At 68.3% G+C, this 13,875-nt stretch carries 17 protein-coding genes; 7 read left to right on the top strand and 10 right to left on the bottom strand.

Annotation, left to right across the window (positions count from 1 at the left end; translation table 11 throughout):
* Positions 1–481: 481 nt before the first annotated feature.
* Positions 482–982 carry a MarR family winged helix-turn-helix transcriptional regulator gene (locus tag ACFWY9_RS32565; RefSeq protein ID WP_378331757.1) on the bottom strand — a complete coding sequence of 167 codons (501 nt, stop codon included), beginning with the start codon at positions 980–982 and terminating at the stop codon, positions 482–484.
* A gap of 74 nt (positions 983–1,056) precedes the next feature.
* On the bottom strand, positions 1,057–1,203 hold the full coding sequence (locus tag ACFWY9_RS32560; RefSeq protein ID WP_378331756.1) for a hypothetical protein: 147 nt from the start codon (positions 1,201–1,203) through the stop codon (positions 1,057–1,059).
* 267 nt (positions 1,204–1,470) lie between these two features.
* Between ACFWY9_RS32560 and ACFWY9_RS32555 the strand changes: the two genes are divergently transcribed.
* A complete protein-coding gene (locus ACFWY9_RS32555) occupies positions 1,471–2,013 on the top strand; it encodes a hypothetical protein (protein WP_378331755.1) in 543 nt (180 codons plus the stop codon).
* A 27-nt stretch (positions 2,014–2,040) separates the two neighbouring features.
* Here the strand turns inward: ACFWY9_RS32555 and ACFWY9_RS32550 are convergent, their stop codons facing one another.
* Entirely contained in the window at positions 2,041–2,736 is a 696-nt protein-coding gene (locus ACFWY9_RS32550) for a TetR/AcrR family transcriptional regulator C-terminal domain-containing protein (protein ID WP_378331754.1), read from the bottom strand.
* A gap of 80 nt (positions 2,737–2,816) precedes the next feature.
* On the opposite strand from ACFWY9_RS32550, the gene ACFWY9_RS32545 reads away from it, so the two are divergent.
* Positions 2,817–4,295, top strand: a complete 1,479-nt coding sequence (locus ACFWY9_RS32545) for an AMP-binding protein (RefSeq protein ID WP_378331753.1) — start codon at positions 2,817–2,819, stop codon at positions 4,293–4,295.
* On the opposite strand, the gene ACFWY9_RS32540 is transcribed toward ACFWY9_RS32545, so the two are convergent.
* The 3 genes from ACFWY9_RS32540 to ACFWY9_RS32530 are packed head-to-tail and all read right to left on the bottom strand — an operon-like array spanning position 4,279 to position 5,830.
* Complete coding sequence (locus ACFWY9_RS32540) at positions 4,279–5,157, bottom strand: helix-turn-helix domain-containing protein (protein WP_378340656.1); 879 nt, start codon at positions 5,155–5,157, stop codon at positions 4,279–4,281. The two genes, ACFWY9_RS32545 and ACFWY9_RS32540, sit on opposite strands and share 17 nt — an antisense overlap.
* On the bottom strand, positions 5,154–5,465 hold the full coding sequence (locus ACFWY9_RS32535; RefSeq protein WP_378331751.1) for a hypothetical protein: 312 nt from the start codon (positions 5,463–5,465) through the stop codon (positions 5,154–5,156). The genes ACFWY9_RS32540 and ACFWY9_RS32535 overlap by 4 nt, the downstream gene beginning before the upstream one ends.
* Positions 5,453–5,830: a recombinase family protein gene (locus ACFWY9_RS32530; protein ID WP_378331750.1), complete on the bottom strand. Its 378-nt coding sequence runs from the start codon at positions 5,828–5,830 to the stop codon at positions 5,453–5,455. Before ACFWY9_RS32530 ends, ACFWY9_RS32535 begins: the two co-directional genes overlap by 13 nt.
* Before the next feature lie 248 nt (positions 5,831–6,078).
* On the opposite strand from ACFWY9_RS32530, the gene ACFWY9_RS32525 reads away from it, so the two are divergent.
* The 4 genes from ACFWY9_RS32525 (at position 6,079) to ACFWY9_RS32510 (ending at position 8,724) form a co-directional block, all read left to right on the top strand.
* Positions 6,079–6,981, top strand: coding sequence for a helix-turn-helix domain-containing protein (locus ACFWY9_RS32525; protein WP_378331749.1), 903 nt, complete (start codon positions 6,079–6,081; stop codon positions 6,979–6,981).
* An 11-nt stretch (positions 6,982–6,992) separates the two neighbouring features.
* Entirely contained in the window at positions 6,993–7,376 is a 384-nt protein-coding gene (locus ACFWY9_RS32520) for a DUF397 domain-containing protein (protein WP_378331748.1), read from the top strand.
* Between the two features lie 161 nt (positions 7,377–7,537).
* Positions 7,538–8,317: a DddA-like double-stranded DNA deaminase toxin gene (locus tag ACFWY9_RS32515; RefSeq protein WP_378326877.1), complete on the top strand. Its 780-nt coding sequence runs from the start codon at positions 7,538–7,540 to the stop codon at positions 8,315–8,317.
* Positions 8,314–8,724, top strand: a complete 411-nt coding sequence (locus ACFWY9_RS32510; protein WP_378326876.1) for an Imm1 family immunity protein — start codon at positions 8,314–8,316, stop codon at positions 8,722–8,724. The genes ACFWY9_RS32515 and ACFWY9_RS32510 overlap by 4 nt, the downstream gene beginning before the upstream one ends.
* Positions 8,725–8,745: 21 nt before the next feature.
* On the opposite strand, the gene ACFWY9_RS32505 is transcribed toward ACFWY9_RS32510, so the two are convergent.
* Genes ACFWY9_RS32505 through bioB form a run of 3 tightly spaced genes read right to left on the bottom strand, consistent with a single transcriptional unit; the run spans position 8,746 to position 12,220 of the window.
* On the bottom strand, positions 8,746–9,900 hold the full coding sequence (locus tag ACFWY9_RS32505) for an 8-amino-7-oxononanoate synthase (protein WP_378326875.1): 1,155 nt from the start codon (positions 9,898–9,900) through the stop codon (positions 8,746–8,748).
* The gene (locus ACFWY9_RS32500) at positions 9,897–11,156 is read right to left on the bottom strand and encodes an adenosylmethionine--8-amino-7-oxononanoate transaminase (RefSeq protein WP_378340655.1); all 1,260 of its coding nucleotides are present in this window, start codon (positions 11,154–11,156) and stop codon (positions 9,897–9,899) included. The genes ACFWY9_RS32505 and ACFWY9_RS32500 overlap by 4 nt, the downstream gene beginning before the upstream one ends.
* Entirely contained in the window at positions 11,153–12,220 is a 1,068-nt protein-coding gene (gene bioB, locus ACFWY9_RS32495) for a biotin synthase BioB (RefSeq protein ID WP_378340654.1), read from the bottom strand. The genes ACFWY9_RS32500 and bioB overlap by 4 nt, the downstream gene beginning before the upstream one ends.
* A 104-nt stretch (positions 12,221–12,324) precedes the next feature.
* Between bioB and ACFWY9_RS32490 the strand changes: the two genes are divergently transcribed.
* A complete protein-coding gene (locus ACFWY9_RS32490) occupies positions 12,325–12,903 on the top strand; it encodes a TetR/AcrR family transcriptional regulator C-terminal domain-containing protein (protein ID WP_378326872.1) in 579 nt (192 codons plus the stop codon).
* A gap of 99 nt (positions 12,904–13,002) precedes the next feature.
* Here the strand turns inward: ACFWY9_RS32490 and ACFWY9_RS32485 are convergent, their stop codons facing one another.
* A complete protein-coding gene (locus ACFWY9_RS32485) occupies positions 13,003–13,629 on the bottom strand; it encodes a DUF4360 domain-containing protein (RefSeq protein WP_378326871.1) in 627 nt (208 codons plus the stop codon).
* Positions 13,630–13,875 lie beyond the last annotated feature (246 nt).

Genomic DNA, 13,875 nt, shown 5'->3' with positions numbered 1-13,875 from the left:
CCAAAAAATCCCAAAAACCGCCCCAAATCTCGCCGCTTTTGTTAGGCGGTTACGCCAACTTTGGGGGCGTCAGACGCCCGCAAGGTGGCCTTACCGGCGCAAGAGTCCTTTGTGGACACGGGGTCGCGGAGGGGCTGGTCGTCCCAGGTGCTGGCATCGGCGTGGGGTGCGACGATGGCGTCGCTCGGTGACCGGGTCGCCCGGGTAGCCGGGTGACCCGGTCCGCCTGGGGCGACGAGGAGCACCGTGCCGTCGGCGGTTCCGGCGGATGGGCCGCCGAGCCACACCGGAACCCGCTCAGTGTCGCCGAAGCGGGACCGCGGGCCTAGCGCCGTTCGGTCCCAAGCCGGGGCGGCCGGTTCGGCTGTTCGGCGCCGTCGGATCCACACCATTCGTGCATACAACAGTTGCACGGGGTGTTTCGTGGAAAGAGGACGATCCGGCCGCGGAAACCGGACCGTACGGGCGAAATCGGGAGCGCTCAGGCCCAGATGCCTTCCAGGCTCGTGCCGGCCGGCGGCTCGTCACCCGCCTCTGCGAACGCCGTCAGCACTTCGACGAGGCCGTGGCGGGCGCGGTCGGGCATCCTGGCGACGATCTTGGCGATCTCCTTGCGCCTGCGGGCGGTCACCTGGCGGACGACCTTGGTGCCCTCGCGGGTGAGTTCGAGGACGATTTCGCGGCGTGAGGTCGGGCTGCTGAGCCGCTCGACCATGCCGACCGTGACGAGCCGGTCCACCATCCGGCTCGCCGTCGACGGGGTCACGCCGAGGTGCTCGGCCAGCGCGGCGTGCTTGAGCGGGCCCCGGGTGTGCAGCACCACCAGCAGCCGGAACTGCGGCAGCGTGATGGTGTCGCCCGCCGCCGCGATGGAGCGGACGGACACGCCCACCAGCAGCCGGGACGCGGTCAGCACGGCATCGGTGACGGCGTCGACGTCGGCGGCGTCGACAGTGGCGGCGGCAGCGGTGGAACGAGGCATGTCATCCAGTGTGCCGCACGTCCGCCGGAGGGCAAGCCCGCCGTCGGTGTCCAAAGAGGAATCCCGGCGCCGGTTCACCACGTGGCACCGACCTTCGACGGGCCCGGCCGGGCGGGTACCGAGGCGAGCCTCGGCGTGCTGCGGCAGCGGCAGACCGTGCGCAGCCGGGCCGGCGCGTCGGCCAGGCGGGGTGGCGTCGCCAGGAGATTCCTTGCGTGCACTGAACAACGATTAGGCCATTTGTATGATGTCGCCGAAACGCCGGGCACCATGGTCATCTTCGGTGCCACGCGGAATTGAGCGGCACCATTCCGCCGTGGCAATGGATCGGCGACCGACCGACCCGCAACCCCCGCTCATTCGAGCCCTCGCCCGGTGGGCGGTGCCGGTACACAATTGCCGCTGGTTGGCCTAGCATCGACCTGCCGTCGCCAGCTCTGCGTAGGAGAGTTTCGGTGTCCCAGCCCGGAAACCAGCCTCCCCCTCAGGTGGCTTGGCAACTGTTCTCGCATCTGGCTTCGGGGCACGCTCCGTACGAGGTCCCGACCAGCCTGCGCCTTGACGGCCCGGTACTCATGGACCAGGTCGTTCACCTCGGTGTCTACCTTTCCGAGGACGTCCAGTACAAGATCTACGACACCTCACCCTCCCTGATCTTGAAGGGGGCTCCGATCCTGGGTCTTGCCGGGATGGCCGTCAACAGATGGCGCAACTCCGCGAGCCGGCGACAGGCGATGAACCAGTCGGCCCCGCAGTGGCGCGCTTGTGGCCCGTTGCGCGTAGTCGTCACCGACCGATCGACCTGGATACAGGAAAACGGGGAGTGGAACTGGATCGCTCACGCCAGTGTGACCGAGATGCGCGTCGATCCCTATGCCGGGTTGACCGAAATGTCAAGCGAACAAATGCCCCCGCTGCGCTTGGACGGCCCCGCGGCGGCATTCGCCGGGATACTGATCGCGTACTTCGTCTACGCGGGGCAATTCGCGACGATACCCGGGCTGGGACCGTTCGCCGACGCGATGCGGTAGGGCAACGCACGGTGTCCGGGTGGCCTGTCAGTGTCCACGGCCTTCCCTGAGCGCCTCGACACCGTCCAGCAACCGGTCGAGGGCGAATTCGAACCGGCTGTCCAGATCCGGCGCGACCAGGTCGGCGGCCGAGGCGACGAGATGCGGGAACGAGTCCGCGGGCAGCGACGCCAGCGCGCCCCCGAGTTCGTCCAAATAGGACCGTGCGGAACGGCCGCCGCTGACCGCCGCGGAGAGCGGTGCCTGCTCCCCGTCGACGAACCCGATCAGGAAGGTGGACAACAGGAACGTCATGTACGCGGAGTCGCGAGTGGACAGTCCGGCGCCGCGCAGCACGCCGAGGATCGTCTCGATGTTGCGCACCTGGCCGGGCGCGGTGCTGAACCGTCCGGCGAACAGCCGGGACGAATCGCGGTAGCCGAGCATGTGCTGCCGCATCGCCCGCATGATCGCGACGAGGCTGACGCGCCAGTCCTCCGGGTCGACGTGCCGGGAGAGGTCCTGCGCCGCGGCGACCGCGTCGACGAGCAGGTCGAGGAGTTCCTCCTTGTTGCGGACGTGCCAGTACAGCGAAGCCGTGCGAACCCCGAGCCGGTCGGCGACCCGTCCCATCGTGAGCCCGTCCAGCCCTTCGGCCTGCAACGTCGCCAGCGCGGCGGCCACGATGGCGTCCGGGCGCAGTTTGGCCTCGGACGCGGGTGGCCTGCCTCGTCGCGGCGGCATGCCACCTCCTTGCGGACGTCATGAAGATCGCCGTACCCTACCATTTATCTAATGGCGTTAGATTAATGAGGAGGGCGACGATGGCCGAGGACGCTCCAGCGTGGTACGTCAGCAGTGCGCTCGAAGCACTGGCGGCACACCGGGGAAAGGTCGCGCTGTCCTGCCGAGGTCGTGAGCTGGGCTATGCCGAGTTGCTCGCGGCCGTGTATCGGACCGCGCGGGCATTGCGGCGGTACGGCCTGCGGCGCGGCGACGGCTTGCTGCTCATCGCCGGCAACCGCCCGGAGGCGTTCACCTGCCGGTTCGCCGCGTTCCTGCTCGGCCTGCGCCTCACCCCGTTGGTGCCCGGGCTGACGGACCCGCGGGACGTGGCCGCCGACTCGGGTGCCGTCGCGCTGGTTTCCGCCGAACCGCTCGACGTGGACCTGCCGCTGGTACTGACGGTGGACGAGCTGACCGCGGCCGCGCGGGCCGAACCGGAGGACCCGCTGCCGGTGGCCGCGCGCGAGCAGGACGTCGCGCGGGTGCTCTACACCAGCGGCACCACGGGCTGTCCCAAGGGGGTACCGAGCACCTATCAGGCACTCGGGGCGGCCACCCGTTCGTGGGGGACCGGTGCCGCCGAAATGCCGGAAGGCCTGCGATTCCTGCTCGTCACGCCCTTCGCGCACGGCTCCGGCGACGCGGCCTTGAACATGCTCCGGTTCGGCGCCACCGTCGAGATCCTCGACGGTTTCCACCCCGCCGAGTTCGTCGAAGCGGTTCGCCGAGCCCCGTTCGCGGTCACCTATCTCTACCCGTCATGGCTGTACCGGTTGCTTGATCACACCGACGCGGATCTCGGGACCCTGCAGTTCCTCACTTACGGAAGTGCGCCGATCGCACCCGTCCGGCTGCGCCAGGCGCTGGACCGGTTCGGCCCGAGACTGCTGCAGACCTACGCGACCACCGAGGCGCCCGCGATCGCGATGCTCGACGCCGCCGATCACGCCGCCGCGATGGCGGATCGTCCCGAACTGCTGGCCTCGGTCGGCAAACCGCTGCCGGGGGTCTCCGTCGAACTGCGCGCGGCGGACGGGACCACGGTGCCCGTCGGTGAGGTCGGCGAGGTGTGCGTCAGGGGCGGCTCGGTGATGCCGGGCTACTGGAAACGGCCGGAGCTGACGGCCACGACGCTGCGCGACGGCTGGCTGCACACCGGCGACCTCGGCCGCTTCGACGCCGACGGTTACCTCTACCTGGTGGGCAGGCTCAAGGACATGATCATCGTCAACGGCTACAACCACTACGCCGGCCCGATCGAGGACGCGTTGACCGGGCACCCGGCGGTCCGGGAAGCCGCGGTCGTCGGCGCCCCCGATGACCGGACCGGCGAAGCGATTCACGCGTTCGTTGTCGCGAAAGGCGTCGATTGCGGGCAGTTGCGCGAGTGGGCCACCGATCGGCTCGCCGCGGACGCGGTGCCCGCCACCTTCACGGTACTGGACGCCCTGCCCACGACCCCGCTGGGCAAACCCGACAAGCAGGCCCTGCGGGGCGTGGTCACGTCTTGGCGATGATTTCGCTGATGCGGGCGTGGGTTGTCGGCTCGTCGAGCGCTCGCTCCAGCAGGCGTTCCGCGGTCGCCTGGTACCGGTCGATGGCGCTCTGTTCGGTGACGTAGGCGTAGAAATGGTCGTGGCAGACGCCGACCACCGGGATGCGGGTGGGGAAGCCGAACATCGTGAACGGGCTGAGCAGCCCCGGCTGGCCCGCCGGCTCTGCGGGCACGATGTGCACCTCGACCAGGCCCTCTTCCATCAGGGAGAGCAGGTGGCCGAGCTGTCCTTTGAGGACACCGCGGCCGCCGACCCGGTGCTCCAGCACGTTGTCCGCCAGCAGGATGGTCACCGCACCCGGGGCGTCGCCCGCGAGCGCCGCCTCGTGCCGGACCAGCCGCATCATGAGGCCCTGCGCCACCTCGTCGCCGGTGAGGATTTCCGAGTCCAGCACCGCGCGGGCGTAGTCGGGCGTCTGGACCAGATCGGGGACCACGCGCGGTGCCCAGGTCAGCATCGTGGTCGCGGTCCGCTCGTACTCGAGCAGCAGCGCCGGGTACTCGACGGGGCCGGGATCGACCCAGTTCGGCATCTTGAGGTGCTGCGCGAGCAGCATCAGCCGCCGGTACTCGTTTCCTTTGACCGCAAGGAAACCGAGCACCCGGGTGACGTATTCGACGCTGGGTGTCCTGGTCGCCCGTTCGATCGTCGACACGGTGGCGGGCTCGAGGCCCAGCACTCCGGCCAGCGCGCGCAGGCGTACTCCGCGTTCCTCCCGCGCGGCGCGCAGGCCCAGCCCCAGCGCGACGGCGGCGGGGGTGGCACGGTGCTCGCGTACCACCGGATTCTGTTCGTTCTCCACCGGATTCCTTTCGCTGGTCATGCTCGATGCGCCGCCCCTCGGGTGGTGCCGCGGGGGTGGGGCACCGGTCGTCCGTGGAGGGCGGGATGGCCGGGCCAGACGTCCAGGCCGTGTTCGCGGCGGTAGATCAGGTCGCACGCCCAGCAGGTGTGCGGCGCGCCGTGGGCGTCTCGCCTGCCCGACTGCTCGAACTCGGCGGCCGCGGAGGCGCCGCACAGCATGGTGATGACCTCGCCGGGCTCGGGCACTCGCGTCAGCCGCGCGTGATGCCACACGCCTTCCACGACCGGGTGAATCGCCGCGGGATCGACATGGATCACCGCGCCCATGACAGCTCCGGCCCGGCTTGCTCCTGGCTCTCGCGGAGCACGAAGACCTCGGCGCCTGCCGTGGACTCCAGCTGTTCCAGCATGAGGTTCTGCAGGAGCAGGCTCCGTGCGAGGTGCTGCCAGGTCGGAACCACGACGTAGTGCGTGTCGTCCCGGCGCAGGGTGGCGAGGAGCTCGTCGAACGCCTTGTGCGAACCGCGGGAGAACTCGAAGAACAGACCGGCCAGCCGAAGTCCGTGGTCGTAGGCGAAGTCGCGCAGGGCCTGCTCCAGCAGGCACACCTTCTCGTCCGCGGCGGTGTTCGGCACCTGCATGTAGCCGTACGCGGTGCGACGGGATCGCGCCGGGGCCAGGACGCACGTCATGAGTGCCGTCCCCGCTTTCGCTTGCTGGTCAAGGAAATCGGCCCTGACTCCATGGTGTCCTCCCCGATGCGCTAGCTTCGCTACTCAGCTAGTGTGACCCGAACTTGACGAACCTAGCTTGAACGACTTAAGTCTGAATATCAAGCTTTGGTACCCCATCCGTTCGAGTGGCGTCGGACGATAGGCTCTCCCGGAAGGGAGGTCCGGCCGATCCAGACGGCGCCGCTCGTCGAATACCTGGAGAGGCCATGTCGATGGCAGCCACTGTTCGTACGGCCCGGAAACTGCTGCTCGGGCACGAGATCGCGCACATGATCGAGGTAGCGGGCATTTCCCAGGCCGATGCCGCCGAGCTCATCGAGACCAGTCAGGCGCGGATCTCCAGCCTGATCCAGGGCGGCGGCAGCATCTCGCCCGGAGACCTCGTGTTGCTGGCCGGGAAGCTGGGCTTCACCGACGAGGGCTACCAGCAGTCCCTCCGCGACCTGCGCCGCGACGCGCACAAGCGCGGCTTCTGGACCACCGGCCACAACCGCGCCTACGCCGAAGAGATCCGCCTCCGCATCGATCTGGAAAAGCACGCCGACCAGCTGCGGGTGCTTGAGGTCGAGGTCGTTCCCGGGCTTCTTCAGTGCGAGGCCTATGTCCGCGCTCAGCACGAGGACGCGCCCGCACTCAGTGACGTCACCCTGGAAGATCGCATTACGGCTCGGCTGGCGCGGCAGGACATCCTCGACAAGGACGAGCCGCCCATCTTGCAGTTCGTGCTCTCCGAGTCGTGTATTCGCCGCGTCTGGGGCGATGCCGACGTGATGCGTGAGCAGATCGACCACCTGATCAAGCTGTCCAACCGGCGGAACATTCACCTTCAGCTGATGCCGTTCGATCAGCCGCTTGGCCGCCGCTCACCGGTCGCTTCCCGATTCACGTTGATGCGAGTGCCTTCGCCGGGCGTCGCGGGTCCGCTGGAGCTTGCCTACATCGAGGGCGAAGCCGAGATCCGCTACCTCGACGACAAAAAGGCGCTGAAGGCATACGAAGCCGCTTGGGCTCGGCTCACCAACGCCGCGCTCAAGTTCGAGGAAACCAGGAAGTTCCTGCGCGAGGTCTCTCGCGGCCTCAAGGACCGATCCTCATCCCCGTCCCGCTAGGAGAAACATAGATGAACCCTGTCACCCCGAAGGCCTTCCGCGAGGACGATTTCCGCAAGGCCACCGCGAGCAACCCCGACAAGGACTGCGTGCGGGTCGCCCGGCGGAACGGCCGTGTCGAGATCCGTGACGACAAGAAGGTCTTCGGTGCGCCGGACGATCACCGTCTGGTGCTGACCGAGGACGAGTTCGACGCCTACCAGGATGACGTCCGGGCGGGTATCGACAGTCGCGGTGTCCTCGTGGTGACGCGCCGGGCGGACGGTTGCTGGGCGTTCCGCAAGGCGACCGCCGCCTCCGGTGGCGATGTCGAGCTGGTGTTCACCGAGTCGGAGCTGACGGCCTTCCACACCGGCGTCCGCTACCGCGAGTTCGACGCCCTGGCCTTCGCCTAACGGTTCAAACGCCCCAATGTGGCGTTCGGTGCGTCCAACGCACCGAACGCCACATTGGGGCGCATGACCGCCGCGCATCAGGAGCGCCGAAGGGCTCGTGAGCGTTCCGGCCGGTAGAACCTGGTCGCAACGCTATTCCTCGGGTTTGAGGGGGCTGAGGCGTGAGCGCTCTAGCCGACCTTGTCGCCGCGGTAACCAAGGCGATCGCAGCGATCGATGCCGCGCAGGAGGCGGCCATCCACGCTGCCGCAGGCGTCGCCGAGGCGGCTACGATCCTCGCCGCGCAGACGGCAGGGAGTGCGATCGCCGACATTCCGGCGATGTTCGAGCAAGCCCGAGCGGAGGCTGAGCAGCAGGCCGGGCAGATCAGCGAGATCGCTGAAGGGCTACGGGCCTATCTGGCGAGCCTAGGACGAGCGCAGAGCCCATCGAATGCGCAAGCCGCTCCGCAGGCACAGCGGACGATCGCCCGTGGCCGACCTGGTGTGCACACCACACCAGCGCAAGCGAAGCCCGCCCCGGTTTCTCAAGCACGCATCGACGAGCTGAGACGAGCGCTTCCCCGGCCTGTCCAGCCGGAGGAGCGACAAAAGACGCACGGGCAGTGGGTCGCCGGCTCGGGCGAGGGGGACGTAGGACACATCGTGAGTGGACGCGACGAGATGGAAGCCGCAGCCGTCCAGTTCTTCAAGGACCAGGGAGCCCGGCGGATGCCCGCCACAGTCGCCGACGTTGAGGTCAAGCTAGCCGTTCACATGCGGAATCAGGGCATCACCAACGCCACTGTGGTTGTCAACAACGAAGTGTGCATAGGGCCGTTCGGCTGTGACACGCTGTTACCTAAGATCTTGCCCCAAGGAAGCGCGCTCACCGTGTACGGGACTTCGCCGGACGGACAAGCGACGGGGACAACTTACCTGGGACAGGGAAAGAAGCCATGATCGAAGCCTGGTACGACCGCAACGCCAACGGAGCGACCACAGTCACCACAGCGGATGATCTCGACCGAGTTCTGGACACCGTGGCGGCGATGAACGGTCCGACGCTTGCCGAGCTGTACACGGATGGCGATCCGGACAAGTCGTGGCTCGAAGTGGGGTTGGACGGCGAACGGGCAACCCTGCGCTACGTCGGCGACGACGCGCCGAACGGGGCGTACTCGAGGGGCGGAACATTCCCGCTCCCGCCCGGGGGGGAAGTCCTGTACTACTACATGAACAACCCCCGGGAGTACCCGGCCGACGCGGAGATCCCGGTCGAGACGGCCAGGAAGGCCGCTCACGAGTTCCTGGTGTCTGGGCTGCGCCCGTCTCAGGTGGCTTGGACCGAACAAGACGGTCCGCTATGAGTTCGCTATGAGTTATGGACCTCATCCAGTGGAGACAGCGTTCGCGTAGATTCGCTCGCCGACGATGCGGGCCAGTGCGTCCGCCGCGTGTTCCCACTGAGCCTCGGTGACGCCGAGCTGGGTGGTGATCCGGAGCCGCGAGACGCCGTCGGGCACCGACGGCGGCCGGAAGCATCCGACCCGGATTCCGGCCGCGAGCGCCGAAGCCTGGGCGGCGACGGCACACTGCGGCGAAGGCATCGGGACCGAGAGCACCGCGCCCGCCGACGGCCGCACGCCGAGCCGGTCGGCCAATTCCGCGCCACGCAGGTGAATCCGCGAAGGGAGATCGGGCTCCCGGCGCAGCAGGCGGAGCGCGGCCAACGCACCGGCGACGGGCGCGGGCGCCAGGCCGGTGTCGAAGATGAACGGACGGGCCCGGTTGACGAGGTGGTCGATCAGCGCGGCCGGGCCGAGCACCGCACCGCCCATCGCACCAAGGGATTTCGACAGCGTCGCGGTCATCACCACGTTCGGGTGCCCGGCCAGACCGCGCGCGTGGACGAGACCGCGACCGCCGTCGCCGACCACCCCGAGTCCGTGTGCCTCGTCGACGAGCAGCAGCGCGCCGTGCTCGGCGCAGACCCCGGCCAGTTCGACGATCGGGGCGGCGTCGCCGAGCACCGAGAAGATCGACTCGGTCAGCACGATCGCCCGCCTGCCGTTCGCCAGGGACAGCGCGGCCCGCACCGCCGCGACGTCGTTGTGCGGGACGACCTCGATCGCGGCGCGGGAAAGCCGGGCGGCGTCGATGAGCGAGGCGTGTGCGTGCGCGTCGGAGACGACGAGGGAATGCTTGTCCACCAACGCTGTTACGGCCGAGAGGTTGGCGTGGTAGCCGGTCGAGAAGACCAGCGACGCCGCGCGCCCGGTGAACTCGGCGAGTTCGCGTTCCAGTTCGGTGTGCAGTGTCGTCGTGCCGGTCACCAGCCGGGAGGCCGCCGCGCCCGCGCCCCAGGTCAAGGCGGCTTCGGCGGCCGCGCGGCGCACCTCGGCGTGGCGGCTCAAGCCCAGGTAGTCGTTGCCTGCGAGGTCGATGACGTCGTCGTCGGCCGCTCGCGGACGCAAGGTGCGCTGGAGCCCGGCTTCCTCGCGTGTGGCTCGTTGTTCGGCGAACCAGTCCGTCCAGCCGGTCATGCGACCTCCGCGGCGGCCGCGATCCCCGCGCAGATCGCGGCGATGTCCTCCTCCGTGCACACATACGGCGGCATGGTGTAGATCAGATCGCGGAACGGGCGCAGCCACACGCCATGGGCCAGTGCCGCGTCGGTCGCCTTCTCCGTGTCGACGGGATGATCGAGCTGGACCACGCCGACCGCGCCGAGCACTCGCACGTCGGAAGCCTCGATCTGGTGCAGCGCCTGCAATCCCGCGTTGATCCGCCGGACGTCGGCCGCCCAATCCCCGTCGGCGAGCAGGTCGAGACTGGCGGCCGCGACCGCGCAGGCCAGCGGATTTCCCATGAACGTCGGGCCGTGCATGAGAACCCCGGAATCGCTGGCGGAAAGACCGCGGGCGATCTCGGCCGTGCACAGGACGGCCGCCATCGACAGGTAGCCGCCGGTGAGTGCCTTGCCGACGCACAACACGTCCGGGCGAACATCGGCGGCTTCGGACGCGAAAAGCGTTCCGGTACGGCCGAAACCGGTCGCGATCTCGTCGAAGATCAGCACGAGACCGTGCTCGTCGGCGACCTCACGGAAGACGCGGAGGCAGTCGGCGGCGTACGGGTGCATACCCCCAGCACCTTGCAGCAACGGCTCCACGATCAGGCCCGCGAGCCGGTCGGCGTGTTCGGCGGCCAGCTCACGGAACCCCGTCGCCCACGCATCGACGTCGTTCGCGGAGCGGGGCGGGCGTTCGCCGAACACCTGCTGCGGCAGGACTCCGGACCACATCGTGTGCATGCCGCCGTCCGGATCGCACACGGTCATGCAGTCGAAGGTGTCGCCGTGGTAGCCGCCGCGCACCGTGAGAAACCGGGTTCGCTCCGGACGGCCGGTGCCGCGCTGGTACTGCAGCGACATCTTCATCGCCACCTCGACGCTCACCGAGCCGGAATCCGCGAGGAAAACGCGGTCCAGCCCGGCGGGCGTGAGGTCGATCAGGCGCCGGGCGACCTCGACCGCGGGCTCGTGGGTGAGGCCGCCGAACATCACGTGCGCCATCCGGCCGAGCTGGCGGCGCACCGCCTCGTCGAGCACCGGGTGCCGGTAGCCGTGGATGGCCGACCACCACGACGCCATCCCGTCGACGACCTCGCCGACGCCGTCGAGGGTGATCCGGCTCCCGGACGCGCCGGTGACCAGCCGCGTCGGCACCGGATCGGTCATCGACGTGTAGGGATGCCACAGGTGCTCACGGTCGAACGCGAGCAGGTCCGGGGCGCTCACGCGTTGGGCAGGACGTCGGTCCCGGCGCCCCGCCGCCGGATCACCGGGTCGGCGGACTGCTCGACGCGCTGGGCGAGGTCTTCCTCGGAGCCCAGCACGACGAAACCGTTGTCACGGATCATTTCCAGGTCCGTCTTGGCTTCCTGACCTTCGGAGGTGAGGTAGTCGCCGAGGAAGATCGAGTTGGCGATGTGCAACGCGATCGGCTGCAGCGAGCGCAGGTGCATCTCGCGGCCGCCTGCGATGCGGATTTCCTTGTCCGGGCAGACGAAACGGGCCATCGCGAGGATCTTCACGCAGCGAATGGGGGAGAGCGTCCAGATGTTCTCCAGCGGGGTGCCGTCGAAGGGCATGAGGAAGTTGACCGGGATCGAATCCGCGTCGAGTTCCTTGAGCGCGAACAACGCCTCCACCAGCTGCTCGTCGGTCTCGCCGAGCCCGGCGATCAGGCCAGAGCACGGCGAGATCCCCGCGCCCTTCGCCTTCTCCACGGTGGCCACGCGATCGGCGTAGGTGTGGGTCTGGACGATGTTCTCGTGGTTGCTCTCGGCCGTGTTGATGTTGTGGTTGTAGGCGTCCACCCCGGCTTCCTTGAGGCGCTCGGCCTGGCCGTCGGCGAGCAGGCCGAGGCAGGCGCAGACCTCGACGCCGGGGTAGCGCTCCTTGAGTTCGCCGACCATCGAGGTGACCTTGTCGATGTCCCGATTGGACGGTCCGCGGCCGGAGGCGACCAGGCACACCCGGCTCGCGCCGCCGCTCAGCCCGGCACCGGCCTGCTGGAGCGCTTCGTCGGTGGACAGCCACGAGTACTTCAGGATCGAGGCGCTGGAACCCAGCGCCTGCGAGCAGTAGTTGCAGTTCTCCTGGCACAGGCCCGACTTGAGGTTGACGAGGTAGTTCACCTTCACCGTGTTGCCGAAGTGGGCCCGGCGCAGGGTGCCGGCGGCCGCGACGAGCGACATCAGCTCGGCGTCGTCGGCGCGCAGCACCGCGAGGGCGTCCTCGGGCGTGGCAGGGATCCCGGCGAGGATCTCTTCGGCGAGCTGGTGGAAGGCGGTTTTCATGGTTCTTCTCCCGGCGTTGGGTGGCTCCGCGACCTGAACGGCGTTCACCTGAACTGCGTTCAGGTTAAACTGGGGGAGTCGAGAGGTCAACGGGAGGGGTGTGCGTGCGCTATCACCGGAAGGACGTCGTGGACCGGGCGATCACGGTGCTCGACGAGTACGGGCTGGAGTCGCTGACGATGCGGCGGCTGGCCGCCGACCTCGGCGTGCAGCCGAGTGCGCTCTACCACCATGTGCCGAACAAACAGACGCTGCTGGCCGCGGTGGCCGACGAGATTCTGGCCAGGGGCAGGCGGCCGCGCCGGGCCCGGGCGTGGGACCGGCGCGTGGTCGAGGTCTGCGACGAACTGCGGGACGCCATGCTCGCCTACCGGGACGGCGCTGAGGTGGTCGTCGCGGGGTACACCTTCGGGCTGGGCGCGGGCGAGCCCGCCAACCAGCTGCGCAGGGCGTTGCGGGACGGTGGCCTGCCCGATGATCTCGTCGACGTCGGCACTCGCGCGCTCCTGCACCTCGTCTTCGGGCACACCGTGGAGGAGCAGACGGCGTTGCAGGCCGCGAGCGCCGGCGCGATCGACAAGGCGCCGGGCGGGCCCGCCGACTTCGAACTGGCGCTGGAGCTGCTGCTGGACGGCCTGCGGTCCCGGATGACGGGCCGGGCCGTCGAGCGGGGGACGGTCTGAATCAGCTCGTCGTGAAGTCCGTGAATGCCACATTGAGGGAATCAGAGTTCCTCAATGTGGCATTCACGGACCACGGCCTGCGCTCCGTGGGGGTGGGGCTCAGCAGCGCTTCCAGGAGAAGTGGTAAATGGTGTCCACGCTCCCGTGCTCGGAGTCCATTTCGATGTAACTGACCGAATTCGCCGCGGCCGCGTCCGCGTTCACGCGTAGTTCGGCGTTGATGTTCAGATTGCGTTCCTCGGCGCAGGGCGCGTAGACGAGCACGTCCGCGGTGTCCGTCATTTCCCATGCCCCGTGGAATGGGCCGTTCAGCGGGTGCGCGATGCGCGCCGTTGGGCTAGTTCCGGTGAAGTAGTAATTCGCCTGTTCCAGTCCTTTTGCGCCATTTTCAAGATGTGCGAAACCTCGATAGCTGACGCTTGCGATCGCGTACGTGAAGCCCTGGGGAACGTGCACGAGGACGTTGATCTGGCAGTTCTTGCGGAAGTCGGTGGCAGGTGCGCCATCACCGGCGCGCGCCTTGAAGTTCTTGTAGTACACGGTGAAAGAGGTGTTGTCGGGCGCGACGTCCGCTGCTGCGGTGGCCGTTCCTGCCGGGCAGCCGGAGCCGTTGATCGTCCTGATGTCGAGGGTGATCTTTTCGGTCGGCGCCGACGTTGTCGGAGAGGCGGCGGGCGCGGCGAACGAGGACAGGATTAGACTGGTTATGACCAGCGTGCCGAGCATGGCACTCCTTTCGATGGATCATTGAGTTGTCGCGCGTCAGGATCGTAGCCCGCGTGACACCATTTCAACGGCCACTGAACGGAGTAATGCAACTCGGGCATCGGAACGATACCTTATGTCCGAATCCGCTGTGCTCCTCCCATGTTCGGACGACTGTGACGCCCTGGGCTTGCCGCGAGTGAAGCGGGCGTGCGCCCGCTCAGTCGCGGGCTCGCGCCTCCGCGTGGGCGTGGGTGAGTGTGAGGG

It is taken from the genome of Amycolatopsis sp. NPDC059027 (assembly GCF_042739735.1).
Classification (GTDB): domain Bacteria; phylum Actinomycetota; class Actinomycetes; order Mycobacteriales; family Pseudonocardiaceae; genus Amycolatopsis.
Note: the sequence above shows the minus strand (reverse complement) of the source record. Positions and strands in the feature narration are given on the sequence as shown.

Excerpts from the sequence above, each read along its gene's own strand:
- ACFWY9_RS32550 (WP_378331754.1), bottom strand. The coding sequence starts at position 2,736 with ATGCCGCCGCGACGAGGCAGGCCACCCGCGTCCGAGGCCAAACTGCGC.
- ACFWY9_RS32505 (WP_378326875.1), bottom strand. The coding sequence starts at position 9,900 with ATGACCGGCTGGACGGACTGGTTCGCCGAACAACGAGCCACACGCGAG.
- ACFWY9_RS32510 (WP_378326876.1), top strand. The coding sequence starts at position 8,314 with ATGATCGAAGCCTGGTACGACCGCAACGCCAACGGAGCGACCACAGTC.
- ACFWY9_RS32565 (WP_378331757.1), bottom strand. The coding sequence starts at position 982 with ATGCCTCGTTCCACCGCTGCCGCCGCCACTGTCGACGCCGCCGACGTC.
- ACFWY9_RS32485 (WP_378326871.1), bottom strand. The coding sequence starts at position 13,629 with ATGCTCGGCACGCTGGTCATAACCAGTCTAATCCTGTCCTCGTTCGCC.
- ACFWY9_RS32525 (WP_378331749.1), top strand. The coding sequence starts at position 6,079 with ATGTCGATGGCAGCCACTGTTCGTACGGCCCGGAAACTGCTGCTCGGG.
- ACFWY9_RS32535 (WP_378331751.1), bottom strand. The coding sequence starts at position 5,465 with ATGGGCGCGGTGATCCATGTCGATCCCGCGGCGATTCACCCGGTCGTG.
- ACFWY9_RS32520 (WP_378331748.1), top strand. The coding sequence starts at position 6,993 with ATGAACCCTGTCACCCCGAAGGCCTTCCGCGAGGACGATTTCCGCAAG.
- ACFWY9_RS32530 (WP_378331750.1), bottom strand. The coding sequence starts at position 5,830 with ATGACGTGCGTCCTGGCCCCGGCGCGATCCCGTCGCACCGCGTACGGC.
- ACFWY9_RS32545 (WP_378331753.1), top strand. The coding sequence starts at position 2,817 with ATGGCCGAGGACGCTCCAGCGTGGTACGTCAGCAGTGCGCTCGAAGCA.
- bioB (WP_378340654.1), bottom strand. The coding sequence starts at position 12,220 with ATGAAAACCGCCTTCCACCAGCTCGCCGAAGAGATCCTCGCCGGGATC.
- ACFWY9_RS32540 (WP_378340656.1), bottom strand. The coding sequence starts at position 5,157 with ATGACCAGCGAAAGGAATCCGGTGGAGAACGAACAGAATCCGGTGGTA.